This is a genomic window from Pseudomonadota bacterium (assembly GCA_030860485.1).
Taxonomy (GTDB): Bacteria; Pseudomonadota; Gammaproteobacteria; order JACCXJ01; family JACCXJ01; genus JACCXJ01.
In genome coordinates, this window is sequence record JALZID010000241.1 from 1 (window position 1) to 22296 (window position 22296).

Consider the following 22296-nt stretch of genomic DNA (forward strand, 5'->3'; position numbering starts at 1 on the left):
GGGGCAAGGTCATTGGCCCCGGGCGGGCCGACACAGGACGCCGCCCGATCCGCCTAGTAGCAAAGGGCGGCGCCTCCGGCGAAGGCGTTGCGGAGGCATCGGATGTGCCCGAGTTCGACCTACCGACCACCAACCTCCGGACCCCACCTGCCGGTGGTCGTCCCTATGGGAGCACCCGGTGGTCACCGGAAACGATAAGCAAGAGCAATGGGGGCCTGTCACCTTGGAGAAGCTGGCGCTCTGGCGCTGGGGCTCGCGATGTTGGCCTGCGGGCGGCGCGTAACGTGCCGGGGGTCCTGAACATCACGGGGGGATGCACGCCCGTGTGGTGAACCGGGGGCGGCCCGCATGGCGTGCAAGGACGGCTACAAGCCGCAGCGGGCGAGCAGCTCGCGGCCTTTCCGCGTGATGAACCCCTCGTCGCTGACGAGGCCGAGCTGCATACAAAAACGCAAAAGGGGCCTGGCGCCGGCCCGTGGCAGATAGACCGTCCCGTCACCGTAACGGTGTTGCAATACCCTGGCAAGCTCCAGATCGTTGGGGAGATTGCCCCATGTGGCCGTGTTCATAGTCATTTTACCTATTGCTTTACCCTACCTGGGATTAAATACCGAGCGATATACGCTATACGCTGGGTTTGTGTCCTTAGATTTCCTGGAAACGCCGGTCGGGTGCAATTCCTGCCCGGCGCCCCTCTCTATGCCGGCCACTCTAAGCGATCGCGTGGCCGGTGGTCTGTGAACTATGTCACTGGCGATCACTGTCATCCGCTCCTGGGAAACGCCCGGGGGCCGGCTGGGTGTCGCATCGCGGCAATGCTTAAGGCAAGAACGCTGCCTACCGAGCGCCGGTTGCCCGCTAGGTGTCGGTGTCGAACGCGGTCGCGGTGCCGGATCGGCGGGGCCGGCGATGTCTCGCGGCAGCGCGCCCACGCACCGGTCCGCGGGTCCGCCATGTCTATATAGCCGTTCGATAGTGTCGAGGTCGATGCCGGAACACCGCCGCGGTCTTCCGCCTATAATGGCAGCCGGTCTGTGAGGAGAAATGGCCGATGAGCCCGGGCGGCGAGCCTGGCCTGTGCTTCCCGTGTAGCTTCCCGATCAAGGCCATGCATGGGCCCGGCAGAGGAGGGCTTCGACCATGATCTTCGGATCGTGCGCTGGCACTCGCTGGGGCTCGGTGAAGCGGCAGTCAAGAGCCGGCTTCGACCGGCGGGGGCTATGTGGCGGTCACCGTGACCATCGAGGCGATGAGCCAGGGCAGCTCGACGCCTCTACGGGGAGCTCAACGGTCACGAGTGCATCATGATGACGCTATAGGGCGATGCGGGCGCAACGGGTGACGCTGCCGGGCCATTTGCCGGAGGCCGCATCGCATCGAGACGACGTGCGGGTGCGAGATCTCGGGACCGTGGCCTATGCCGAGGCCTGGGAGGCCATGCGCCGGTTCACGGCGGCGCGCGGGCCGACCACCGTGGACGAGGTCTGGCTCCTCGATCACCTCCCGATCTATACCCTGGGCTTGAACGGCAAGCCGATCCATGTGCTCGACCCCGGTACTATCCCCGTGTTGCGGAGCGACCGCGGCGGGCAGGTCACCTACCATGGGCCCGGGCAACTCGTGGTCTATGTGCTGGTCGATCTCGCACGCCGTGGCCTGGGTCTCAGGCGGCTGGTGTATGTCTTGGAGCAAGCGGTCATCGACCTCTGTGCCGGCTTTGGAGTGAAGGCCGAGCGGCGGGCCGGCGCACCGGGCGTGTATGCCGGGGATGCAAAGCTCGCCGCGCTCGGACTGCGCGTGCGGCGCGCTTGCAGCTATCACGGGCTCGCGCTCAATGTAGACATGGATCTCTCGCCCTACGCCGGCATCGATCCCTGTGGCTACGCCGGGCTCTGCGTGACCCGGCTTCGCGACCTGGGGGTGGCCGCAGGGATCGCGGACATCAAATCTCGCATCGTGCGTCCCCTCCTGGATCACCTCGGATACGCGCACCCGGAAGCCCGGGCGGCCCGCCATGCCGCCTGAAACCACCGTGCGGCCGCACCTGGACCGCGGGCGCGCGAAGACGGCGCCGCAGAAGCTCCCGCCGAGCACGGGCATCTTGCCGAGGAAGCCGCCCTGGATCCGGGCGCAGGCCCCGACCGATCCCAAGGTCCTGGCGCTCAAGGCGTTGTTGCGTGAAAAGCGCCTGCACACGGTGTGTGAGGAGGCCGCTTGCCCGAACCTCGGGGAGTGCTTTTCACACGGCACCGCGACCTTTATGATCCTGGGCGATTTGTGCACGCGCCGCTGTCCGTTTTGCGACGTGACCCATGGCCGGCCTGCGCCGCCCGACCCCGAAGAGCCTAGGCATCTCGCCGAGGCCGTGGCGGGCATGGGCCTTTCCTATGCGGTCATCACCTCGGTCGATCGCGACGATCTGCCGGACGGTGGCGCCGGCCACTTCGCCGCCTGCATCCGGGCGCTGCGCGCGCGCCTGCCCGGCCTCAAGGTTGAGGTGTTGGTGCCGGATTTCCGCAAACGCGTGGGGATCGCCCTGGAACGGCTCCGCGAGGCACCACCCGATGTCTTCAACCACAACCTCGAGACCGTACCCAGGCTCTACCGCCGGGTGCGGCCGGGGGCGGATTACCGGGGCTCGCTACTGCTCCTCAAGCGTTTCAAGGCTCTGCAACCGGAGGTCCCGACCAAATCCGGGCTCATGCTGGGGCTCGGTGAGGATCTCGACGAGGTCCGCGCGGTGCTGCACGACCTTCGCGAGCACGATTGCGAGATGCTGACCGTCGGCCAGTATCTACAGCCGAGCCGCTATCACCTCCCGGTCGAGCGCTTCGTCACGCCAGCCGAGTTCCGGGAGCTCGGCGACCATGCCCGCGGCCTTGGTTTCCTGCGCGTCGCCAGCGGCCCGCTGGTGCGGTCTTCCTATCACGCCGACTTGCAGGCGCGCGGCGAGCCCGTGGAATGAGGCCGGAGGGCCTAAGCCGCCGCCCCGGGGTCACGCCGAACTCGACCGGGGTCCGGACATAGAACAGCGAGGCCCGCTCGGCGCCCACGAGCTCAATCAGACGTGCCGCCTCGGTGTCGCTCACGGGGCGACTTCGGCACCCGTGAGATCCCCTCGGGTACGCAGCACCTCGCAGTCGGCCTCGCCGCGTGCGAAGCGCGCCGTGACCGGATCGCCAGGGCTTAGCACGGCCGCGTCGCGGACCACCTGGCCCGTCGCAGCGGTCGTGACGATGGCGTAGCCGCGCGCGAGTGTTGAGAGCGGGCTCATCGCGTTCAGGGTGGCACCGAGCTTCGCGAGCCGTTCCCTGTGAACCGCCAGTCGTTGCGCGATCGCTCGGGTGAGCCGGGCCTCCTGGTGGCGGCAGATGCCGTGGCGCAAAGCCAGCGCCTGTTGCGGGTCATGGCGCAGGAGACGGGCCGTCTGTTCCGTGAGCTTGGCCATCTTCAGCGTGCGTGCGCTATGGGCAGCCCGCGCGAGCCGAAGCCATAGTTCGTCGACGCGCTGGCTCTGGTCCATGAGCCGCCGGCGCGGGTGCACGAGACGTTTGGAGAGCCACTCGAGTGCTGCTTGCCCGCGCTTTACCCGCGATAGGAGCGCGCGCAGGAGCCGCGTTTCGAGGTTGCTCTGCTGGGTCAACAATCCTTGCCGATCCGGGCTCACCAACTCGGCCGCGGCCGAGGGCGTGGCGGCGCGGCGATCGGCCACCAGATCGGCGATGGTGAAATCGATCTGGTGCCCGATCCCGGTCACCACCGGCAGCTCAGAGGCGTAGATCGCCCGCGCCACGGCCTCTTCGTTGAAGGCCCAGAGGTCCTCGAGCGAGCCCCCGCCCCGAGCCAGGATCAGGACATCGCAGTCTTTGCGCCGATCGGCCACGAACAGGGCGCGGGCGATCGCCGCGGCCGCTCCGGCGCCCTGCACCGGCACCGGGTAGACCACCACCGGCAGGGCCGGGAAGCGGCGTTTCAGGATCGAGAGCACATCGCGGATCGCCGCCCCGCTCGGAGTGGTGATGATGCCGACCGCACGGGGCAAGGCGGGGAGGGGGATTTTGTGCTCCTCATTGAAGAGGCCCTCCGCTGCCAGCCGCCGTTTCAGCGCTTCGAGTGCCAGCCGCAGGCGGCCCTCGCCGGCGGGCTCCAGGTGCTCGACGATGAGCTGAAAGTCGCCCCGTCCCTCGTAGAGGCTGACCTGGGCGCGCGCCAGCACCTGCATCCCGTTCACAGGATCGAAAGTGAAGGCCGCATTGCGGGAACGGAAGAGGGCGCAGCGCACCTGGCATTGCGCGTCCTTGAGGGAGAAGTAGAGGTGCCCCGAGGCCGGCCGGGCCAGGTTGGAGATCTCACCCTCGACCCAGAGCGGCGGGAAGCCCTCTTCCAGGATGGCGCGGGCCTCGTGGTTCAGGCGCGTGACGGTGTAGATGTCCCGGAAAGGCCGGGCAATGGGAAGGACACCCTGCATGGGCACATCATACGGTAGAACCCGCGCCGAAGCAGGACGGCGCGGTTGTAAGGCGGGCGGTATGGGTCGCGCCCGGGCAGGCGGCCGGCGAGCGCATCCCAGCGTACGGCGAGACCGGGCAGCACCCCGACAGGGGTCTCGGCCGCACGGTCCTGCACACCCGGTTTCCCGGGCTCGGTTCCACTCAGCACCTCGCGGGCCCCCCCATGGTTCAGGCGCACGGCATGGACGTATCTCTATATTCCTATATTACATAATATCATAGCTATATATTCTTTCAAAGCATCGATTCGCTCCGCTATAGTGGCCGCATCGCGACATCAGGAGGCATGGCATGGCGACCACGAAGCTCGATCACTCCGAAGCCCTGTTCGAGCGGGACCGACCGACTTGGATCGAGTCGCTCCTTGATGTCGTAAGACAACTGCGGTTCGGTTCCGTGGAGATCACGGTGCACGACGGGCGCATCGTCCAGATCGAGCGCAAGGAAAAATTGCGTTTCGAAACACCCGCATCGTCGAAAGGGCGATAGAAAAGGCGAGGGGACAGATAACGACTCCGCCCCAGTCGACTGGAGGCATAGAACTGGAGTCGACAACGGAGCTGACCGGACCACCGGAGGTTCTCATAAAAGAAGGAGATCATCGTAATGAGAAACTCTGGGGTCACGCTGCCCGTGCTGGGCGCGACGATAGCAGGTGCGATCATAGGGGGCTTCGCGGTCCCGGCCATGGCCGGGGAAGCGATCCCACCGGCCGTGCAAAGGCGCCTCGACGAGCTCGATCTCAAGGTCCGCACCTTGGAGCGCCAGCAGGAGGCTGTCTGAAGAGGTGCACACCGCCGACAAGGCCAAGCAGACGGCCACGGTCTCGGCGGGGGCGGATGGGTTTGCGCTGAAGTCCACCGACGGAGCCTTCCAGCTCAAGCTGCGCGCGCTCCTGCATGCCGATTCGCGCTGGTTCTTCGACAGCGACGATCCGACCGGCGACGACACCTTCACCTTGCGGCGCGCGCGCCCATTCATCGAGGGCACTGTCTTCAACAACTTCGATTTCCGGTTCATGCCGGACTTCGCGGGCGGCAGGACGGTCATCCAGGACGCCTACGTCGACGCGCGCTTCCTGCCCTGGTTGCAGATCAAGGCCGGAAAGTTCAAGACGCCGTTCGGCATCGAGCGTCTGCAATCGGGCTCCGCCATCCGTTTCGTCGAGCGGGCGCTGCCTAATAACCTGGTCCCGAACCGTGATATCGGCGGGGAGTTGCACGGCGAGCTCGGCGGAGGGGTCTTCAGTTATTCGCTGGCCGGGCTGAACGGGGTCAACGATGGCCGTTCGAGCAAAGACATCGGCGACATCGACAACAACGTCGACAAGGATTTCGCGGGGCGCATCTTTGCCCATCCCTTCCTGAACACGAGCATCGTGCCCTTGCAGGGCCTCGGGATTGGTTTCGCCGCCAGTTATGTGGATACCGGCGGCAACGTCGACTCGCCCAATCTGCCCAACTACCGGACCTCGGGGCAGCAGCGCTTCTTCGCCTATCGCGGTACGACCTTCTCCAACGGCGAGTGGCTCAGGCTTTCTCCGCAGGGATATTATTACTCTTACGGTCCCTTCGGGCTCCTGTGGGAATACGTCAACGTCGCCCAGGATGTCGCGCGCGACATCGACGGTGTGACCCGTTCCGACGATCTCAGTCACGATGCTTGGCGGATAGCGGCCTGGTATCTCAACCAAAACATCAAGCTGGCCTTCGACTACGAGCAACCCGAATTCGAGGGCGGTGGGGGCGGCACGGCCGAGTCACCGCGTGACCGCGAAGACGAGAAAGTCGTTCTCGGTCGGTTACAGCTCTACTTTTAACCCGCCTACCTGCAAAGGAGAGGATCTATGTTCACGAAAGAAGTCTTGCTGGGCTTGACGATGCTGACCGTGGTGCTGTCGCTCGTCAACCCGATCATGGGCTGGGCCGCGGAGGTGACGCTGCTCAATGTCTCGTACGATCCGACGCGCGAGCTGTACCAGGAGTACAACGCTGCGTTCGCGAAACACTGGCAGGAAAAGACCGGCGATACCGTGACCGTGCAGCAGTCGCATGGCGGATCGGGTAAGCAGGCACGCGCCGTCATCGACGGTCTCGAGGCGGACGTGGTGACCCTGGCGCTAGCCTACGACATCGATGCCATCGCCGAGAAATCGGGCTTCATCCGCAAAAACTGGCAATCCGATTTGCCGGGATCGAGTTCTCCCTACACCTCCACCATCGTGTTTCTGGTGCGCAAGGGCAACCCCAAGGGGATTAAGAACTGGGACGACCTCGTTAAGCCCGGCGTCTCGGTGATCACACCGAATCCCAAGACCTCCGGAGCCGCCCGCTGGAACTACCTCGGCGCCTGGGGTTATGCCTTGCTGAAATCGAATCGTGACGAAGCCAAGGCCAAAGATTTTATCGCCGAGCTCTATAAGAACGTGCCGGTGCTCGATACCGCGGCGCGCGGCGCGACCACCAGCTTTGTCTTACGTGGCATCGGAGATGTGCTCATTAATTGGGAGAACGAGATCCTCATGAGCGGCAGGGAGCTAGGCCCGGATAAGTTCGACATCGTCGTGCCGCCAAGCAGCATACTGGCCGAGCCTACGGTCGCCGTGGTCGAAAAGGTCGCGGACAAGCACGGCACGATCGAGGCCGCGCGCGCCTATCTTGAGTATCTCTACACCAAGGAAGGCCAGGAGATCGTCGCCAAGCACTTCTACCGGCCGGTGGATGCGGAGATCGCGGCCAAATACGCCTCCCAGTTCCCGAAGCTGACGCTGTTTACGCTGGCGGAAATAGTGGGCGATTGGAAAAAAACCAATCAGGTCCACTTCGCCGATGGCGGGGTGTTCGACCAGATCTACACGACTGGTCGATAAGGCAATCCCCCTAAGTCAATCCACTCCCTATTCGGAGGTGAATATGTTCGGGTTTCTCTGGGGTTTCATCGTTGGCATCAATGTAAGTATTTTCGTGTGGTCCCTCCGGCGGATAGGCGCGATCCAAAGGGCCGATGCCCGTGAACGTCAGCCTGGTCCGCCGGTGGTGCAGGATCCGGCGCGTGCCACGAGCGGTGCCGATTGGCTCTGGGTCACCTAGGGTTGGATCACCGGATGGCGTCACCGACGACGCAGTCGGCTGAAGGCGGCCGTGCTTGCTCCGCCTCCGCCCTTCCTCGGCCGCACGGGACCGGGGTCTTCTAACGCAACGAGAGGAACGTCACATGACCATCAAGGCTATCAATGTACGCAATCAGTTCCGGGGTTTTGTCAAGGAGATCGTGCCGGGGCCGGTGCTCTCGGAGGTCGATGTCGAGACCTCCGCGGGGATCGTGACCTCGGTCGTCACCTCGCGATCCCTGACCGAACTCGATCTCAAGATCGGCTCCGCGGTGCTGGCCCTCGTGAAGTCGACGGAGGTCGCCCTGGCGAAGCTTTAAAGCTCGGTTCATTGGTCGTCCAGCGTTATCCCCCTCCGCTCGCGCCGGTCCGCGAGGGGAGGGGGAAACGCACCGGTTTTGATCATCGAGATAGGAGAACAACCGTGCCGGTAAGCCAACTCGTCGATTATTTCAATGACCGGATCCGCACCCAGGAGGTACGCTATCTGCCCGAGGACCCGATTCGTTCGCGCCACGGGGCGGTCGAGGCGAATTTCGGACCACTGCGCCTGACGAGCGTGTTTCAGCCGCTCGTCGCGATCGCGTCCGGCGGGCGTCTGGCTGTCGGCCACCAAGCCTATTTGCGTGCGATCCGTGCGAACCACGCGGCGCTACCGGCGCCCGAGGTCTTTGCGAGCACCCGCGAAGCGGCGGCGATCGTATACTTGGATCGGCTGTGCCGCACGGTGCATATGCTCAATTTCCTGCGCCAGGCGACCGAGGACGGCTGCTTGTTTCTACATGTGCACGCCCGCCATATCCTGGGGGTCCCGCATGATCATGGCGGGTACTTCGAAAGTCTCTTGCATCGCTGCGGCTTGACCCCCGAGCGCATCGTGATCCAAGTCGATCCGCCGGGCGCGGAGGACCCCGATGGCTGCCGCCGAATGCAAGCCGCGCTGAGAAACTACCGGCGGCGAGGGTATTGCGTGGCTATGAACGTCACCTGCGGCGTCCACAGGGAAAATATTCTCGAACATGTCTCGGAGCTGCAACCGGATTACGTGCGACTCGACCGCACCTGCCTGGCGATCGGGGACGCCCCGTTGGCGCGGGCTATGACCTTGATCGCTCTTCTCCACGAATCCGGAGCCAAGGTCATTGTCCATCGCCTTGAGACCGCGACGGAGGTTCGTGCCGCCACGGATTACGGGGTGGATGTGGCCGCGGGAAGTCACTTCGGACGGCCGAGCCCTGATCTGAGGGGTCCTATCCCCGTTCCCGTGCACGGCAGTCCTCCATTCGGGAGCCGCACAGCGCCCGGTACGGGGCTGGTTCGGGAGGGCGATGTCTTATTACGTTATGCATAAATGGTTATTTGCTAATTAGGCTTTCGTGCCCTGGCCTCCGAGCACCGGCTGGTGCACGCGGACCGGGCCGACCTGAAGCGCTTTCAGGAGGTCCAGCGCGTCACCGCGGACGAGCAGTTCGGCGGATGGATCCAGGCCGCGCATTTCGGCGCAGGCGGTGTGCAGGGCGAAAATAGGACCCCTCCAATGACCCGCCATATCGTCCGTATCGTCCGCTGGATCGCGTGGGCGCAACTGGCCGTGGGCCTGCTCCTGCTCTGGTCAGCCCTGGGCGATGCGCCGATACCCGCCGTTCTCACATTGCCATAAGAGAGTGCCGCGATGCCACCAACCAAGCACCCATCTCCCAGCCGTTCCCCGATCCCAGGGTTCGGACTGACGCTGGGCTACACGATGATCTACCTCAGCCTGATCGTGCTGGTCCCGCTCGCTGGGGTATTTGTCAAAGCGGCCGGGCTCGGTCTTGACGGCCTCTGGTCGATTCTCGGCTCGCCTCGTGTGCTGTCGGCGCTGAAGCTTTCCTTCGGAACGGCGCTGATCGCGGCGGCCATCAACCTGGTCTTCGGCATGCTCGTAGCCTGGGTATTCGTGCGCTACGAGTTTCCGGGCAAGCGGCTCTTCGATGCGACGATTGATCTGCCCTTCGCGCTGCCGACCGCGGTCGCCGGCATCGCACTGACGGCGCTCTACGCGGGCAACGGCTGGGTCGGCCAGTTTCTGGAACCGCTGGGCATCAAGGTGGCCTTCGCGCCGCTCGGCATCGTCGTCGCGCTGACCTTCATCGGCCTGCCGTTCGTGGTGCGCACGGTCGAGCCGGTGCTGAGGGACGCCGAGAAGGAGCTGGAGGAAGCTGCCGCCTCGCTCGGCGCAACGCGCTGGCAGACGGTGAGGCGGGTCGTTTTTCCGGCCATCCTGCCGGCGCTCTTGACCGGCTTCGCGCTGGCCTTCGCACGCGGCGTCGGCGAATACGGATCGGTGATCTTCATCGCCGGCAATCTGCCGCATGTGTCCGAGATCGCGCCACTGCTCATTGTCATCAAGCTGGAGGAGTATGGTTATGCGGGCGCCACCGCGGTGGCGGCAGCCATGCTGATCATCTCCTTCGCGCTGTTGCTGGTCATCAACGCGCTGCAGGCGTGGACCAACCGCTACCGGACCCAGCGCCATGTCGAACCCGCACTGCCTCATCCTGTGCTTCAGGGAGCTGGAGCATGAGTCCGCCGATCGACCACTCGCTGCTCGATCCGCCCCGGCTCCCCTTCGAGCCGCTGCTACAGCGCAATGCCGTGATCACCGAGCAGCCTTGGGTCCGCTGGCTTCTGACGGCCGGCGCGCTCGCCTTCCTGATGGTGTTTCTTCTGCTTCCCCTGGTTAGCGTTTTTACGGAGGCCTTGCGCGGCGGCTTCAAGCTGTACTGGGAGTCCTTGAAAACGCCCGACGCGCTGGCGGCAATCAGGCTCACCCTCACCGTCGCCGCCATCGCGGTGCCGCTGAATCTCGTCTTCGGCGTGGCCGCGGCCTGGGCCGTCACCAAGTTCGAGTTCCGCGGCAAACTCTTCCTCATCACGCTGATAGACCTGCCGTTTTCGGTGTCGCCGGTGGTCTCCGGCCTGATTTACGTGCTGATGTTCGGCGCGCAGGGCTGGTTCGGTCCTTGGCTGGCCGCGCACGACATCCACATTATCTTCGCCGTGCCCGGCATTGTGCTGGCCACGATGTTCGTGACCTTTCCTTTCATCGCGCGCGAGCTGATTCCGCTGATGCAGGAGCAGGGCACGGATGACGAGCAGGCGGCGCTGTCGCTGGGCGCGAATGGCTGGCAGGCCTTCTGGCAGGTCACGATGCCGAACATCAAATGGGGCCTGCTTTACGGCGTGCTGCTGTGCAACGCCCGCGCCATGGGGGAGTTCGGTGCGGTTTCCGTGGTCAGCGGCCACATCCGCGGCGAGACTAATACCATGCCGCTGCATGTGGAAATCCTCTACAACGAATACAACTTCGCCGCGGCCTTCGCCGTAGCCTCGCTCTTGGCCGGGCTGGCCCTGATCACGCTCGCGCTGAAATCCTTACTCGAAGCACGGCACGGCGCCGAGCTTTCGGCCTCGCATCGTCATTAACGGAGCGCTCATGGACATTCGTATCCGCCACATCCACAAAAGCTTCAGCGGCTTCCCCGCGCTGGTGGACGTCAATCTCGACATCCGATCAGGCGAGTTGATCGCACTCCTGGGTCCGTCCGGGTCCGGTAAGACGACGCTGCTGCGCGTCATCGCCGGGCTTGAATTTCCGGACTACGGAGAGATTCTGTTCGGCGCCGAGAACATGGGGCTCAAGCCCGTGCATGAGCGCCGCGTCGGTTTCGTGTTCCAGCACTACGCGCTGTTCAAGCACATGAGCGTGCTGGACAATATCGCCTTCGGCCTGCGCGTGCGGCCCAGGTCCTTGCGGCCCGGTGAGGCCCAGATCCGCCGCAAGGCCGTCGAGCTGCTGGACCTGGTGCAGCTCGGGGGCCTGGAGCGGCGCTACCCACACCAGTTGTCCGGCGGCCAGAAACAGCGGGTGGCCCTGGCCCGCGCCTTGGCGATCGAACCGCGCGTTCTGCTCTTGGACGAACCGTTCGGCGCGCTCGACGCCAAGGTGCGCAAGGACCTGCGCCGCTGGCTGCGCGAGCTACACGACCGGACCGGTTACACGACCGTGTTCGTCACCCACGACCAGGAAGAGGCGCTGGAATTGGCCGACCGGGTGGTGATCATGAACCGTGGGTGCCTCGAGCAGGTCGGCACCGTGGACGAGGTGTACGAGCACCCGCGCACGCCATTCGTCTTCGACTTCCTGGGCGGCACCAACGTGCTCGACGCCGAAATGCACGGACGCAAGGTTTTCCTGCGCGGTGCCGAGCAACCGCTGGTGACCGACATCATCCATCCCGATGGCCCTGCCGACCTCTACGTACGCCCGGGCGATCTGCGCGTCGCGGACCCGGGCACACCCGGCATCGAGGTGCACGTAACCGCCGTTCAGCGCACCGGGCCCATCGTGCGCGCCAGCGCCGAAGTATTATCCAACGGCACCGGCGTCAGCATCGAGTTGCCCCATCTGCATCACGACGCAGCCAGGTTCCAGGCGGGCGCCACGCTCCGGCTGAAGATGATGCAGTTCTGCGTATACCCGCGAGCCGTTGCGGCTCATGCGCACCCGATTACGGATGCTCCGGAGCCGACCGCCGCCGAATCGCAAGCGCGCACCCGCGCCTAGCCTGGATTGTCACGGACAAGGCTTCCGGCGCCTGCACAACGAGTTGCACGTCACCACAGTGTTCGTCACCCACGACCAGGAGGAGGCCCTCGAGGTCGCCGATCGCATCGTCACCCTGAACGAAGGCCGCGTGCAGCAATTCGGGGCCCCGACGAGGTCTACGCCGGGCCCGCGAGCCCCTTCGTCTATCATTTCCTGGGCGATGTGAACCTCTTCCACGGGCGGGTCCGCGAGGGCCGGGCCTGGATCGGGGACATCGCGGTCGATCTGGAACATCACGACGGCGTCGACGATGTCCCGGCCCAGGTCTACGCGCGTCCCCACGAGATCGATGTCGATCGCTATCCCAATGGCTGTGGCATCGAAGCGGTGGTCCGCGACGTGCGGCCGCTCGGGGACGTGGCGCGCATCGAGCTGGAGCGCCGGGACGGCACCGGGAGCGTTGAGGTCAAGCTCTCGCGCGAGCGTTATGGGGAGGCGCGGCTCGCCAAGGGCGAGCGCGTCTATCTCAGGCCGCGCAATCCGCAGGTATTTTTCGAAGCCCGAGGTCCGATAGCACTGGCCCAGTGACGGCGGGGGGGTGGCGTGGATCGCCGGATCGCCGCCGCTTACCCCATTAGCCTACGCGTGCTGGGCATATCGAAACCCAATTCGACGGCGGTCGCCACCTTGTTCACGTATTGATCCCCCGGCAGTTGAGAATGCTTCTTATTCGCATCACCGTTTAGCACGAGCCGATCGGGTGCTCTATACTTCCGTCATGGACTGTGTCCAAAACGATGAAAGGAGTAGAGAGTATGAAACAATCAAGCGTGTTAGCAGTGCTTATGGCTGTTGGGACCGCTGGTTCGGTATGGGCGGCCGATACAGTTGTCCACTTCGGGATGGTGGGCATTGTCGGCCAAACCGCCCGCCTCAACGTGGTCAACACCGCCATCGGTAACCCTAATGAGTCGCCCTGCCTGGTTGAGTTGACGTTCTTCGACAGCGAGGGTACGCAATTGACCCGTAAGGAACAAAGACTTCTAGGGTTCGGTAAGGCGGCGTCCGTGGACTATGGCGACCCCAATCTACTAGAGCGCTCCGAGATCCGGGCGTCGGTGAGAAAATTCGATAATCCGGCGACGAAGGTTAACGAGTGCGGCGACGTTATCGCCACGGTCGAGGTGTTTGACAACGATACCAAGAGAACCGCCGTTTTATACACCGACCCCGATCAGTAACGATACCAAGAGAACCGCCGTTTTATACACCGACCCCGATCAGTAGAGCGGGGCGAGTGTGTCCCTACCGTAACGTGCCGGTGCCCGAGATTCGATCAGGTTGCTCGGTGATGGCCGCCTTACCTACCACGCTACTGTCCCCCCGCAACAGAAGGAGCAGCGGAGCGACTTGGATCAGAAACATGAGGACCGTGGCGAGGTTGGCCAAGGCTGCGAGCAGACGTTCAATCAGCGTCATTATAGGCACTCCAAAGGTTAGTGGATGTGCCTATTATAGGGCGCCAAAAGAGATCGCAACCCCTTTTACCCCTCGGAAATGCAACGGATTGCATAAGCAGGGACCGCCGAGTAAGTCTGACAGAGTTCCAGTGCCCTATTGCAAACAGGACAGACTATGTTCACGTTCTGTCCGCCCGGCCCGGGGGCACGAACGAAACGGCACCACAGGTCCTGCGCGCGGATCGCGAGCGGGTCGGTCATGCGCATCATGGGGGGGTAGGGGAAGGGGTGGGTTGCGGAAGGCGCACGGACGAGCTCTACGCCGGGCCTGGGAGCCGCCGGGCCTGCGAGCTAGTTAGTCTATCATTTTCTGGGGGATGTTAGCCTGTTCTACGGGCGGGTCCGCGAGAGTCGCGTCGCGCGTTCGGCCGGCCCTCGGGTGGGTCGCGTCGTAGACCTTGGCCAGGTGCTGGAAGTCGAGGTGGGTGTAGACCTGGGTGGTGGCGATGTCGGCGTGGCCCAGAAGCTCCTGGACGGCGCGCAGATCGCCCGAGGACTCGAGGAGATGGCTCGCGAAGGAATGCCGGAGCATATGGGGATGGACGCGTTGGTCGAGTCCCTGACGGATCCCCCATTCGTACATGCGCTTCTGCACCGCGCGAACCGAGAGCCGCTCGCCGCGCCGGCCGACGAAGACCGCGCGTTCCTCGGGGCGAGTGCACTCTGCACGCACCGGGAGCCAGGACCGCATCGTTTTGACGGCATAGCGTCCCACCGGGACGATGCGCCGCTTGTTCCCTTTGCCGGTCACCCGCACCTCGCGCTCGACCAGGTCGAGGTCGGCGAGGTCGAGCCCTACGGCCTCCGAGACCCGCAGCCCCGAGGAGTAGATGAGCTCCAGGAGGGCGCGGTCGCGGATAGCCAGAGGATCAGTCCCCGGGATGGCCATGAGGCGTGCCGACTGGTCCACGTCCAGGACCTCCGGGAGCCGCTTCTGGGCCTTGGGTGCGCGCAGCCCCTGTGCCGGGTTCCTGCCCACCCGGCCCGCGCCCTCGAGATATCGATAGAAGGCGCGGATCGCCGACAGGCGGCGCTGCAGGCTGCGGCCGCCGAGGCCGCGGCGGTGGCAGGTCGCGATGAACCCGGAGAGGTGCCCGGCATCGATCTCCGCCCAGTCACGCAACCCGGCCTCCGCGGCATGGCTCGCGAGTGCCAGGAGATCGCGGCGATAGGCCGAGACGGTATGCGGGGAGCGCTGGCCGATCCCGGCGAGGAAGCGCGCGATGTCGTCCGTCATGGCACGACCCGGTTACGGGGCCGCCGGCGGGGGCCTGGCAGGTAGGGGTCCAGGATGGCGCTCGTCACCTGGCCGAGTTGGGCCAGGAACTCGACCCCGAGGCCCGCCGGGTAGCGGTCCGGATCACGGCTGCCGGCCCCGAGTATCCCGGTCCAATGGCGGCAGCCGAGCGGCACCAGGGCCGCCGAGCGCACCTCCCGGGCCTCTGCACCGAACAAGGCCGCCCCTTGCGCCGCTTCCGGCGTGCCGCACACCGGCTGTCCGGCGCGGAGGAGGTCGACGAACGCCGCGCGCTCGGGGCCTTCCTCCCCCACGAATGACCGGATCGCCTCCCGGGGCCCCGGCGTGGGTCGTGCGAACACCAAAAGCCCGCTGATCTCGGCCCGGCCCTCGTCGGCGAGGCCCTCCCGTAGTGCGGTGAGGAACGACTTCAAGCCCCTGACGCGCAGTAGCCTCAAGGTCAACCGATGCAGGCGGCCCTTGAGGTCTTCGTTGTCACGGGCGATCCGGATCAGCTCGCGGTACCCTTGGTCGAGAAAACGCTGCTGCTCGCGCAAGACCTCCACCTGGCGCTCGATGAGCGACACGGTGCCACCGGCGAGGTGCGGAACCCTCATCTCGGCGAGCAAGGCCGGGTGGCGGGTCAGGAACTCCGGGTGCTCGCGCAGGAAACTGGCCACCTGAGGCTCGGTTGGCAGGGGATCGTCCAAGGGCAGCGGGAGGTCGCGATCGTTCACAGCTCGATGCGCCCCTCGAAGGCGTGCGTGGCGGGCCCGGTCATGTAGACCGGCTGGCCTTGGCCCGCCCACTCGATCCATAGGTGGCCGCCGGGAAGGGCCACATCCACCGCCGGCCCCAAGAGCCCCTGGCGCCGGCCGGCCACCACCGCGGCGCACGCGCCGGTCCCGCACGCCGGGGTCTCGCCCACCCCGCGCTCGAAGACCCGCAGCTGAATATGCCCGGCATCCAGCACCTCCATGAAACCCACGTTGGCCCCCTGGGGGAAGAGCGCATGGGTGGCGATGGCGGCCCCGAGCTCCGCGACCGGCGCGGTGGCGACCGCGTCTACCCGGAGAACCACGTGCGGGTTGCCGAGCGACAGGGCGGCGACCCGCACGTTGCCGGTCCCGAGCGGGACCTCATAGAGCTCGGCCGGGGCCGACAGGAGCATCGGGACCTCGCCGGGCATGAGGCGCGGCGGACCCATGTCCACCCGCACCGATCCGTTCTCCCGGCAATCCAAGCGGACGAGCCCGGCGAGGGCCTCGATGACGATGGCGTCGTGCCGCGCGTGCCCGCGGTCCTTGAGGTAACGGGCCACGCAGCGCGCGCCGTTGCCACAGTGCCCGACCTCACCGCCGTCGGCATTGAAGACCCGATAGCGGGCCGCGACGCCGTCACCTTGCGCCGGCTCGATCAAGAGCACCTGATCGCAGCCGACGCCGAGCCGCCGATCGGCCAACCGGCGCACCTTTGCGGCATCGATATCGATGGCATGGGCCAAACCATCCAGCAACACGAAGTCGTTGCCGAGGCCATGCATCTTGGTGAACGCGACCTGCATGCCCGCTAGGGTAGCCGATCATCATTGAAATGCGAGCGGCCGGTTCCTGTCGACGACCCGCTGCGGTTCGAGCCCCGCGGTCGCCCCGTGGTTGATCGAGCCCGGTGTTGGATCAGGATTACAATAGGCCGCTCAGTCGGTGCCCATCGGGAAAGCGTATGTCGGACCCCTTCGGCGAGGTTAACGAGGCGGATTTTTCTACCCGCGTCATCGAGCGCTCGCGTGAGCTGCCGGTCATGGTGGATTTCTGGGCGCCGTGGTGTGCCCCGTGCCGCATGCTCACCCCGATCTTGGCCAGGATCGCTGGAGACTACGCGGGCCGGATGGAGCTGGTCGCCGTCAACATCGATGAAAACCTCGATCTGGCCAGGACCTATCGAGTCCAGAGCATCCCCCTGGTCCAGCTCTATCGTGACGGCGCGGTCGTCGAAGAGTTCCTGGGGGCGCAACCGGAGGGGGTGATCCGCGCGCTCCTGGAACGGCACATCGAGCGCGCCTCCGATCGCGCGCGAGAGGCTGCTCGAGCAGCCCTGGCGCGCGGGGAGGCCAGGCACGCCGAGGCTCTGCTGCGCGAGGCCCTGGCCGCCGATCCCGACAACGACCGGTTGCCGCCGGACCTTGCGGGGTTGCTCACCGAGACCGGACGCTTCGACGAGGCCGACGAGATCCTCGCTGGGCTTCCGGCCGCACGCGCCCTGGACGAGGACATCGCAGCACTTCGGGCCCGCATCAAGTACGGGCGGCTCGCGGCCCAGGCACCGCCCGAAGAACGGTTGCGCCAGGCCATCGCCGCTGACCCTGGCGACTGCGAGGCACGCTATCGATTGGCCGCCCGCCTGATCATGGAGCATTCCTTCGAAGCTGCCCTGGAACAGCTCCTGGAGGTGGTGCGGCGCGACCGGGCGTATGGAGACGATGCGGCCCGCAAGGCCATGCTAGAGGTCTTCGCGCTCATGGGCGGGGAGGGGCCCGTCGTCAAACGCTACCGCGCGTTGCTTTCCTCGCTGCTCTACTGAGCCCTGCCCGTTGCCGAGCGGCGCAACCATCCTGGAGCTTCGTGAGGTCTCGAAGTCGTTCGGCAGGGTCTCGGTCCTGGCGCCGACCACGCTGTCGGTGGCACGCGGCCGGAGCACAGTCCTCATCGGTCCGAGCGGCTGCGGGAAGAGCACCCTGCTGCGCCTCATGCTGGGACTGCTCCGGCCCGACGCCGGCTCGGTCTATTTCCGCAGCGTCGAGCTCGCGCCCCACAACGTCCGCGGGCTGCGCCAGGCGATGGGCTATGTGGTACAGGACGGCGGCCTGTTTCCACACCTTACCGCCGCCGGCAACGTTTCCCTCATGGCCCGCTACCTTGGCTGGGACGCGGCCCGGATACGGGGGCGCCTCGATGGCCTCACAACCCTGACCCGCTTCCCCCGCGAGGCCCTGGCGCGCTACCCGGCACAGCTCTCCGGCGGGCAGCGACAGCGCGTCGGCCTCATGCGCGCGCTCATGCTCGACCCGGAGGTCCTGCTCCTCGATGAGCCGCTCGGGTCCCTCGATCCGCTGGTGCGGGCCGAGCTCCAGGAGGATCTCGCGGAGGTGTTCCGCTCGCTCGGCAAGTCCGTAGTCATGGTCACGCACGACCTCGCCGAGGCGGCCTTCTTCGGCCACGAGATCGTATTGTTACGTGACGGTCGGATCGTTCAGCGGGGAGTCCTCGAGGACCTGTTGAACGCGCCGGCCGATCCCTTCGTCACCCGCTTCATCCGGGCGCAGCGGCGCTTCGACGGTGCGCCCCCGTGACGGGATGGAGCCGCGCCGCCGCCGCCGTGGCGCTTTTCCTCGTCGGCGGGCCTGACGGGGTCGCCGCCGAGTCGGCCCTGCGCGTGGGATCGAAGTCGTTCACCGAATCCGTGATCCTGGGGGAGATCGTGGCGCAGGCGGTGCGCGCGGCCGGCGTCCCGGTCGAGCACCAAGCGGGTCTCGGCGGGACGCGGCTGGTGTGGAATGCGCTCGAGACGGGCGAGATCGACGTCTACCCCGAGTACACGGGCACCATCGTCGAGGAGATCTTGTCCGGCGAGCGGCCCGCCGCCGGGCAGCCGTCCGAGACGTGGCTGCGCGAGCGCCTGGCGGCGCGCGGCTTGGTGCTGTCCGCACCGCTCGGCTTCGACAACGGGTACGCCCTGGCCATGCCCGAAGGGCTTGCCGGCCGGCTCGGCGTGCGCTCGATCTCCGATCTCCGGCGGCACCCGGCGCTGCGCCTCGGTTTCAGCAGCGAGTTCATGAACCGGCGTGAGGGGTGGCCGAGCCTGCGCGAGCGCTACCGCCTGCCCCACCGCGAGGTGCGCGGGCTGGAGCACGACCTCGCTTACCGGGGACTCGCCTCGGGGGCCCTCGACGTGACCGACGCCTACAACACCGATCCCCAGATCCGCCGGCACGGGCTGCGCCTCTTGCGCGATGATCTGGGGCACTTCCCGCGCTACGACGCGGTCCTGGTGTACCGCGCGGACGCGCCGGGGCGCTGGCCGGCCGCGTTCCGGGCCATCGCTCGCCTCGAGGGTGCCATCGACACCGCGACGATGGCGGACCTCAACGGCCGCGCCCAGGGTGGCGGTGTGTCGGAGAGCGCCGCGGCGACGTTCTTTCTCGGCCGGCGCGGGATCGCGGCATCCCCCGCCGACATAGGACGGATAGGCCGGATCCTGGGGCACACGGCCGAGCACTTGGAGCTCGTCGGCGTGTCGCTGACCCTCGCGATCGCGGTGGCGGTCCCGCTCGGGGTCGTGGCCTTCCGGCACCCGCGCCTGGGTCAGGCGGTGCTCGCCGTGGTCGGCGTGATCCAGACCATCCCGTCGCTCGCGCTCCTGGTCTTCATGATCCCGCTCCTCGGGATCGGGGCCATCCCGGCCACGGTGGCGTTGTTCCTCTATAGCCTGCTCCCCATCGTGCGCAACACCCACGCGGGCCTGGCGAGCATCCCCGGCGCCGTGCGCGAGTCGGCGGAAGCGCTGGGGCTGCCGCCGATGGCGATCCTCCGGCTCGTCGAGCTGCCCATGGCAGGGGGCTCGATTCTGGCCGGCATCAAGAGCGCGGCGGTGATCAACGTGGGGACCGCCACCCTCGGGGCCCTCATCGGTGCGGGCGGGCTCGGGCAGCCCATCCTCACCGGCATCCGCCTCGACGATGTGGGGCTTGTGCTCGAGGGCGCGGTGCCTGCGGCCCTGCTCGCACTCCTCGTGCAGGGGCTTTTCGATCTCGCCGAGCGCGCCCTGGTGCCGCGCGGGCTCAGGCTCACGTCGGAGGATTGAGCGGGCTCGTGCGTTACGATTCGGCCCGTCATGGGACATCGTCAGCCCGGGCCGCCGGACCCCGGCCATTCCTGCACGGCCGGAGCGGAGGGCGTGGGTGACATGGTTTGCCCGTACCGTACGATATGGCTACGATATCTCATCGTGAAGACGACGGTGGAAATCGACGATGCGCTGTGCGTGCGAGTCCGCAAGCATGCCCGGCGCACAGGCCAATCCATGCGTTCCCTTATGGAAGAGGGGCCGCCCGTCGGTGCCTGGAAGCAGAACGCCCTGCAACAGGCTACAGACTTCCCGTCCTCGGCGTAGGCGGAAAGCGTCCTCTTCGGCGCGGCAAGCGCAACCTCCTGCGTATGGAAGGTAAAACGTTGACGCCGCCGCCCGGGAAAGGGTAAAACCGGTATCTTCGCCAACGAGGCGCAACGGCCATGACCATCGAGCTTAAGCCCGAACACCAGCAGAATCGTCGAAGATGCCGTCAAGTCGGGACGGTACGGAAGCGTCGATGAGTTCCTCGATGAGGCGTTTGCCGCATGGCGTTTGAAAAGATAATCAGCCTCCTTTCAACAAAGAGAAGGCGCAAGCCGCTGCGGCCCGTATCCGTGAGTTGCGCAAGGGCGTGTCGCTCGGCGAGTTGAAGATCAGAGACCTGATCGATGAAGGCCGTCCTTGAGCCGGTTCGTTCTCGACAATACCGTGACGATGGCCTGGTGCTTCACAGACGAGGCGACGGACTTCACCGAAACCTTGCTCAACCGTCTCTCCGATCTCACGGATACGGCGCTCGTTCCCGCCCTATGGCTTTACGAACTCGTGAACGTCGTCGAGCTGGCCGTTCGTAAGGGCCGTATCACAAAAGACGCGATGATGGCCGAATTGATGGCGCCGATCGAGATTCCCGCGATCCAATCCGGATGGAGTCCGGCTTCCGAGAGCGCCTCATAGACTCCTCCCTGATAGGCGCCGAGCGACCCACCGCCTTGCAACACCAGTGCAATGCATTCAAAAGGGGGACGGGCTCGGGCGCGATGGGTCTTGCTCTTGGGCTGCTTGAGACTCACGGCTGTCTGGCTGTCGAGCTCGTGGCTGGTTCACGGGTAAAGGGCAGCGCCCGCAACCGACACGAATACCTCGGTGCGGCTCAAATCCTCGACCTCAATCGGCAACTCCGCCAGACTCTCCAGAAAATCGAACGCCGGCAACGCCCCGAAGCACCGCGTGCAGAAGCTGCGTGAGTTTTGGGAAGGCGTCACGGAGAATCCCCTGTGGGGCTTAAGCGATGCGGCTTTTTCCATTCAACCAAAGGGAGACGCGGTACGCGATGTCGAGAACCAGTGGAGTGCGGGGGTTGTGGCGATAGGCGGCGTGCCCGGGTTTTTTACGCCGCGCATGCCATCGCCCTGGGTGTATCCCTGGGGTAGTGTGGAGGCGACCAGCTACTACGACACCGGCGCGCTGAAGACGACGCTGGAACGCTTGGTCGATTTCGATCGCATCAATCGCGATGAGACGCGCCTCAGCATGGGCGCGGTCAACGTGCAGAGCGGCAACTTCGTCTTCTTCGACACGACTACGCACGATATCGGCCCCGAGCACGTCATGGCGAGCGGCGCCCTGCCGCCGGGATTCCCCCCGATCGAGATCGAGGGCGAACACTACTGGGACGGCGGACTGGTCTCGAACACGCCGTTGCAATGGGTGGTCGATGCCATGCCTCATATGGACACGCTCGCTTTTCAAGTCGATCTATGGAGCGCGCGCGGCGCCTTCCCGCGCAACCTGGCGGAAGTCGAAACCCGCCGCAAAGAGATCCAATTTTCCAGCCGCACCCGCGCCGGCACGAATGCCGTCAAATTCATCAACAAGCTGCGCTGCACGATCGCCGATCTGTTGGAAAAACTGCCGCCGGAATTGCGGGAGACGAAAGAAGCCAGGCTGTTGAGCACCGTCGCCGAACACAAGGTGTACAACGTCATCCATCTCATTTATCGCGCCAAGCGATACGAGGGTCAGTCGAAGGACTACGAATTTTCTCGCCTCAGCATGGAAGAGCACTGGCGCGCGGGATACAACGATGCCGTGCGCACGCTGAGGCACCCAAAGGTGCTGCAACGGCCGGATACTATGGATGGAGTCTTCACCTTCGATCTCGCCCGCGATGGACGGGAGTGACCCAGTCAGTAGTGTCCGACAGATTTGATAGGTAACGATCGGAAAGCCTGTATTGACAAGGCCTTTCATTACTTTGTGGGTGTAAACGATTTGAACGTGGAGCGCCGATTCGGGCAAGCTACCCGGATTTATCCGGGAGGCGATGATGCATATCGGCAAGCTCGTGTTGGCCCAGGTGATGGAGTTCGCACCGTGGCATACCTTTCGCCGGTTGGTAGCGAAGTACCGAGGCGATTTCAACGTGCGCACCTTCAGTTGTCTCGACCAGTTCCTGTGCATGGCCTTCGCACAACTGA

Annotated in this window: 29 protein-coding genes and 1 pseudogene; 23 read left to right on the forward strand and 7 right to left on the reverse strand. The window is 65.4% G+C overall.

All coding sequences use genetic code 11. From position 1 onward, the window contains the following. The coding region (locus M3461_14785; protein MDQ3775516.1) for a hypothetical protein at window positions 1-332 on the forward strand (332 nt) is incomplete at its 5' end. Window positions 333-365: 33 nt separating this feature from the next. Here M3461_14785 and M3461_14790 read toward each other — a convergent pair. Then, window positions 366-569, reverse strand: a complete 204-nt coding sequence (locus M3461_14790; GenBank protein MDQ3775517.1) for a hypothetical protein — start codon at window positions 567-569, stop codon at window positions 366-368. Window positions 570-1323: 754 nt separating this feature from the next. Here M3461_14790 and lipB point away from each other — a divergent pair. Beyond that, window positions 1324-2025, forward strand: coding sequence for a lipoyl(octanoyl) transferase LipB (gene lipB / locus M3461_14795; protein MDQ3775518.1), 702 nt, complete (start codon window positions 1324-1326; stop codon window positions 2023-2025). After that, window positions 2015-2965 carry a lipoyl synthase gene (lipA, locus tag M3461_14800; GenBank protein MDQ3775519.1) on the forward strand — a complete coding sequence of 317 codons (951 nt, stop codon included), beginning with the start codon at window positions 2015-2017 and terminating at the stop codon, window positions 2963-2965. Before lipB ends, lipA begins: the two co-directional genes overlap by 11 nt. Before the next feature lie 120 nt (window positions 2966-3085). On the opposite strand, the gene xseA is transcribed toward lipA, so the two are convergent. Next, window positions 3086-4468 carry an exodeoxyribonuclease VII large subunit gene (gene xseA, locus M3461_14805; protein MDQ3775520.1) on the reverse strand — a complete coding sequence of 461 codons (1383 nt, stop codon included), beginning with the start codon at window positions 4466-4468 and terminating at the stop codon, window positions 3086-3088. Window positions 4469-4802: 334 nt separating this feature from the next. On the opposite strand from xseA, the gene M3461_14810 reads away from it, so the two are divergent. The 13 genes from M3461_14810 to M3461_14870 all read left to right on the forward strand — a co-directional run bounded on the left by M3461_14810 (window position 4803) and on the right by M3461_14870 (window position 13452). Then, window positions 4803-5000: a YezD family protein gene (locus tag M3461_14810; GenBank protein ID MDQ3775521.1), complete on the forward strand. Its 198-nt coding sequence runs from the start codon at window positions 4803-4805 to the stop codon at window positions 4998-5000. 117 nt (window positions 5001-5117) lie between these two features. Beyond that, on the forward strand, window positions 5118-5294 hold the full coding sequence (locus tag M3461_14815; protein ID MDQ3775522.1) for a hypothetical protein: 177 nt from the start codon (window positions 5118-5120) through the stop codon (window positions 5292-5294). Between the two features lie 4 nt (window positions 5295-5298). Then, window positions 5299-6330, forward strand: coding sequence for an OprO/OprP family phosphate-selective porin (locus tag M3461_14820; protein MDQ3775523.1), 1032 nt, complete (start codon window positions 5299-5301; stop codon window positions 6328-6330). A 60-nt stretch (window positions 6331-6390) separates the two neighbouring features. Beyond that, window positions 6391-7380, forward strand: coding sequence for a sulfate ABC transporter substrate-binding protein (locus M3461_14825; GenBank protein ID MDQ3775524.1), 990 nt, complete (start codon window positions 6391-6393; stop codon window positions 7378-7380). Between the two features lie 344 nt (window positions 7381-7724). Then, window positions 7725-7940, forward strand: a complete 216-nt coding sequence (locus M3461_14830; GenBank protein ID MDQ3775525.1) for a TOBE domain-containing protein — start codon at window positions 7725-7727, stop codon at window positions 7938-7940. Between the two features lie 104 nt (window positions 7941-8044). Next, window positions 8045-8971, forward strand: a complete 927-nt coding sequence (locus M3461_14835; GenBank protein ID MDQ3775526.1) for an EAL domain-containing protein — start codon at window positions 8045-8047, stop codon at window positions 8969-8971. A gap of 51 nt (window positions 8972-9022) precedes the next feature. After that, window positions 9023-9280: a hypothetical protein gene (locus tag M3461_14840; GenBank protein MDQ3775527.1), complete on the forward strand. Its 258-nt coding sequence runs from the start codon at window positions 9023-9025 to the stop codon at window positions 9278-9280. A 12-nt stretch (window positions 9281-9292) separates the two neighbouring features. After that, window positions 9293-10186 (forward strand): sulfate ABC transporter permease subunit CysT, encoded by an 894-nt coding sequence (gene cysT, locus M3461_14845; protein MDQ3775528.1) that lies wholly within the window; start codon window positions 9293-9295, stop codon window positions 10184-10186. Beyond that, a complete protein-coding gene (gene cysW / locus M3461_14850; GenBank protein MDQ3775529.1) occupies window positions 10183-11088 on the forward strand; it encodes a sulfate ABC transporter permease subunit CysW in 906 nt (301 codons plus the stop codon). The genes cysT and cysW overlap by 4 nt, the downstream gene beginning before the upstream one ends. A 10-nt stretch (window positions 11089-11098) precedes the next feature. Beyond that, complete coding sequence (locus M3461_14855; protein MDQ3775530.1) at window positions 11099-12229, forward strand: sulfate/molybdate ABC transporter ATP-binding protein; 1131 nt, start codon at window positions 11099-11101, stop codon at window positions 12227-12229. A gap of 43 nt (window positions 12230-12272) precedes the next feature. Further along, the gene (locus tag M3461_14860) at window positions 12273-12437 is read left to right on the forward strand and encodes a hypothetical protein (protein ID MDQ3775531.1); all 165 of its coding nucleotides are present in this window, start codon (window positions 12273-12275) and stop codon (window positions 12435-12437) included. Further along, window positions 12434-12799: a TOBE-like domain-containing protein gene (locus tag M3461_14865; GenBank protein MDQ3775532.1), complete on the forward strand. Its 366-nt coding sequence runs from the start codon at window positions 12434-12436 to the stop codon at window positions 12797-12799. The genes M3461_14860 and M3461_14865 overlap by 4 nt, the downstream gene beginning before the upstream one ends. 227 nt (window positions 12800-13026) lie before the next feature. Continuing rightward, entirely contained in the window at window positions 13027-13452 is a 426-nt protein-coding gene (locus M3461_14870) for a hypothetical protein (GenBank protein MDQ3775533.1), read from the forward strand. 64 nt (window positions 13453-13516) lie between these two features. Here the strand turns inward: M3461_14870 and M3461_14875 are convergent, their stop codons facing one another. The 4 genes from M3461_14875 to dapF all read right to left on the reverse strand — a co-directional run bounded on the left by M3461_14875 (window position 13517) and on the right by dapF (window position 16532). Further along, window positions 13517-13690 (reverse strand): hypothetical protein, encoded by a 174-nt coding sequence (locus tag M3461_14875; GenBank protein ID MDQ3775534.1) that lies wholly within the window; start codon window positions 13688-13690, stop codon window positions 13517-13519. Window positions 13691-14026: 336 nt separating this feature from the next. Continuing rightward, the gene (gene xerC / locus M3461_14880) at window positions 14027-14968 is read right to left on the reverse strand and encodes a tyrosine recombinase XerC (GenBank protein ID MDQ3775535.1); all 942 of its coding nucleotides are present in this window, start codon (window positions 14966-14968) and stop codon (window positions 14027-14029) included. Next, the gene (locus M3461_14885) at window positions 14965-15705 is read right to left on the reverse strand and encodes a DUF484 family protein (protein MDQ3775536.1); all 741 of its coding nucleotides are present in this window, start codon (window positions 15703-15705) and stop codon (window positions 14965-14967) included. The genes xerC and M3461_14885 overlap by 4 nt, the downstream gene beginning before the upstream one ends. After that, the gene (gene dapF / locus M3461_14890; protein MDQ3775537.1) at window positions 15702-16532 is read right to left on the reverse strand and encodes a diaminopimelate epimerase; all 831 of its coding nucleotides are present in this window, start codon (window positions 16530-16532) and stop codon (window positions 15702-15704) included. The genes M3461_14885 and dapF overlap by 4 nt, the downstream gene beginning before the upstream one ends. Before the next feature lie 158 nt (window positions 16533-16690). Between dapF and M3461_14895 the strand changes: the two genes are divergently transcribed. From M3461_14895 to M3461_14915, 5 genes are all read left to right on the forward strand, one after another. Beyond that, complete coding sequence (locus M3461_14895; protein MDQ3775538.1) at window positions 16691-17548, forward strand: tetratricopeptide repeat protein; 858 nt, start codon at window positions 16691-16693, stop codon at window positions 17546-17548. A 28-nt stretch (window positions 17549-17576) separates the two neighbouring features. Beyond that, the gene (locus M3461_14900; GenBank protein MDQ3775539.1) at window positions 17577-18317 is read left to right on the forward strand and encodes an ATP-binding cassette domain-containing protein; all 741 of its coding nucleotides are present in this window, start codon (window positions 17577-17579) and stop codon (window positions 18315-18317) included. A gap of 26 nt (window positions 18318-18343) precedes the next feature. Further along, on the forward strand, window positions 18344-19828 hold the full coding sequence (locus M3461_14905; GenBank protein ID MDQ3775540.1) for an ABC transporter permease subunit: 1485 nt from the start codon (window positions 18344-18346) through the stop codon (window positions 19826-19828). A gap of 144 nt (window positions 19829-19972) precedes the next feature. Further along, entirely contained in the window at window positions 19973-20137 is a 165-nt protein-coding gene (locus tag M3461_14910) for a hypothetical protein (protein MDQ3775541.1), read from the forward strand. 360 nt (window positions 20138-20497) lie between these two features. Then, a complete protein-coding gene (locus tag M3461_14915) occupies window positions 20498-20773 on the forward strand; it encodes a type II toxin-antitoxin system VapC family toxin (protein ID MDQ3775542.1) in 276 nt (91 codons plus the stop codon). Here M3461_14915 and M3461_14920 read toward each other — a convergent pair. Continuing rightward, window positions 20689-20889: pseudogene (locus tag M3461_14920) on the reverse strand (patatin-like phospholipase family protein). The gene M3461_14915 and the pseudogene M3461_14920 sit on opposite strands and share 85 nt — an antisense overlap. A 73-nt stretch (window positions 20890-20962) precedes the next feature. Between M3461_14920 and M3461_14925 the strand changes: the two are divergent. Further along, on the forward strand, window positions 20963-22000 hold the full coding sequence (locus M3461_14925) for a DUF3734 domain-containing protein (protein MDQ3775543.1): 1038 nt from the start codon (window positions 20963-20965) through the stop codon (window positions 21998-22000). A gap of 145 nt (window positions 22001-22145) precedes the next feature. Then, window positions 22146-22296: DUF4372 domain-containing protein (locus M3461_14930; GenBank protein MDQ3775544.1), on the forward strand; the 151-nt coding region annotated here is incomplete at its 3' end.

Excerpts from the sequence above, each read along its gene's own strand:
- M3461_14790 (MDQ3775517.1), bottom strand. The coding sequence starts at position 569 with ATGAACACGGCCACATGGGGCAATCTCCCCAACGATCTGGAGCTTGCC.
- lipB (MDQ3775518.1), top strand. The coding sequence starts at position 1,324 with ATGCGGGCGCAACGGGTGACGCTGCCGGGCCATTTGCCGGAGGCCGCA.
- lipA (MDQ3775519.1), top strand. The coding sequence starts at position 2,015 with ATGCCGCCTGAAACCACCGTGCGGCCGCACCTGGACCGCGGGCGCGCG.
- xseA (MDQ3775520.1), bottom strand. The coding sequence starts at position 4,468 with ATGCAGGGTGTCCTTCCCATTGCCCGGCCTTTCCGGGACATCTACACC.
- M3461_14810 (MDQ3775521.1), top strand. The coding sequence starts at position 4,803 with ATGGCGACCACGAAGCTCGATCACTCCGAAGCCCTGTTCGAGCGGGAC.
- M3461_14815 (MDQ3775522.1), top strand. The coding sequence starts at position 5,118 with ATGAGAAACTCTGGGGTCACGCTGCCCGTGCTGGGCGCGACGATAGCA.
- M3461_14825 (MDQ3775524.1), top strand. The coding sequence starts at position 6,391 with ATGCTGACCGTGGTGCTGTCGCTCGTCAACCCGATCATGGGCTGGGCC.
- M3461_14830 (MDQ3775525.1), top strand. The coding sequence starts at position 7,725 with ATGACCATCAAGGCTATCAATGTACGCAATCAGTTCCGGGGTTTTGTC.
- cysT (MDQ3775528.1), top strand. The coding sequence starts at position 9,293 with ATGCCACCAACCAAGCACCCATCTCCCAGCCGTTCCCCGATCCCAGGG.
- cysW (MDQ3775529.1), top strand. The coding sequence starts at position 10,183 with ATGAGTCCGCCGATCGACCACTCGCTGCTCGATCCGCCCCGGCTCCCC.
- M3461_14855 (MDQ3775530.1), top strand. The coding sequence starts at position 11,099 with ATGGACATTCGTATCCGCCACATCCACAAAAGCTTCAGCGGCTTCCCC.
- M3461_14870 (MDQ3775533.1), top strand. The coding sequence starts at position 13,027 with ATGAAACAATCAAGCGTGTTAGCAGTGCTTATGGCTGTTGGGACCGCT.
- M3461_14875 (MDQ3775534.1), bottom strand. The coding sequence starts at position 13,690 with ATGACGCTGATTGAACGTCTGCTCGCAGCCTTGGCCAACCTCGCCACG.
- xerC (MDQ3775535.1), bottom strand. The coding sequence starts at position 14,968 with ATGACGGACGACATCGCGCGCTTCCTCGCCGGGATCGGCCAGCGCTCC.
- dapF (MDQ3775537.1), bottom strand. The coding sequence starts at position 16,532 with ATGCAGGTCGCGTTCACCAAGATGCATGGCCTCGGCAACGACTTCGTG.
- M3461_14895 (MDQ3775538.1), top strand. The coding sequence starts at position 16,691 with ATGTCGGACCCCTTCGGCGAGGTTAACGAGGCGGATTTTTCTACCCGC.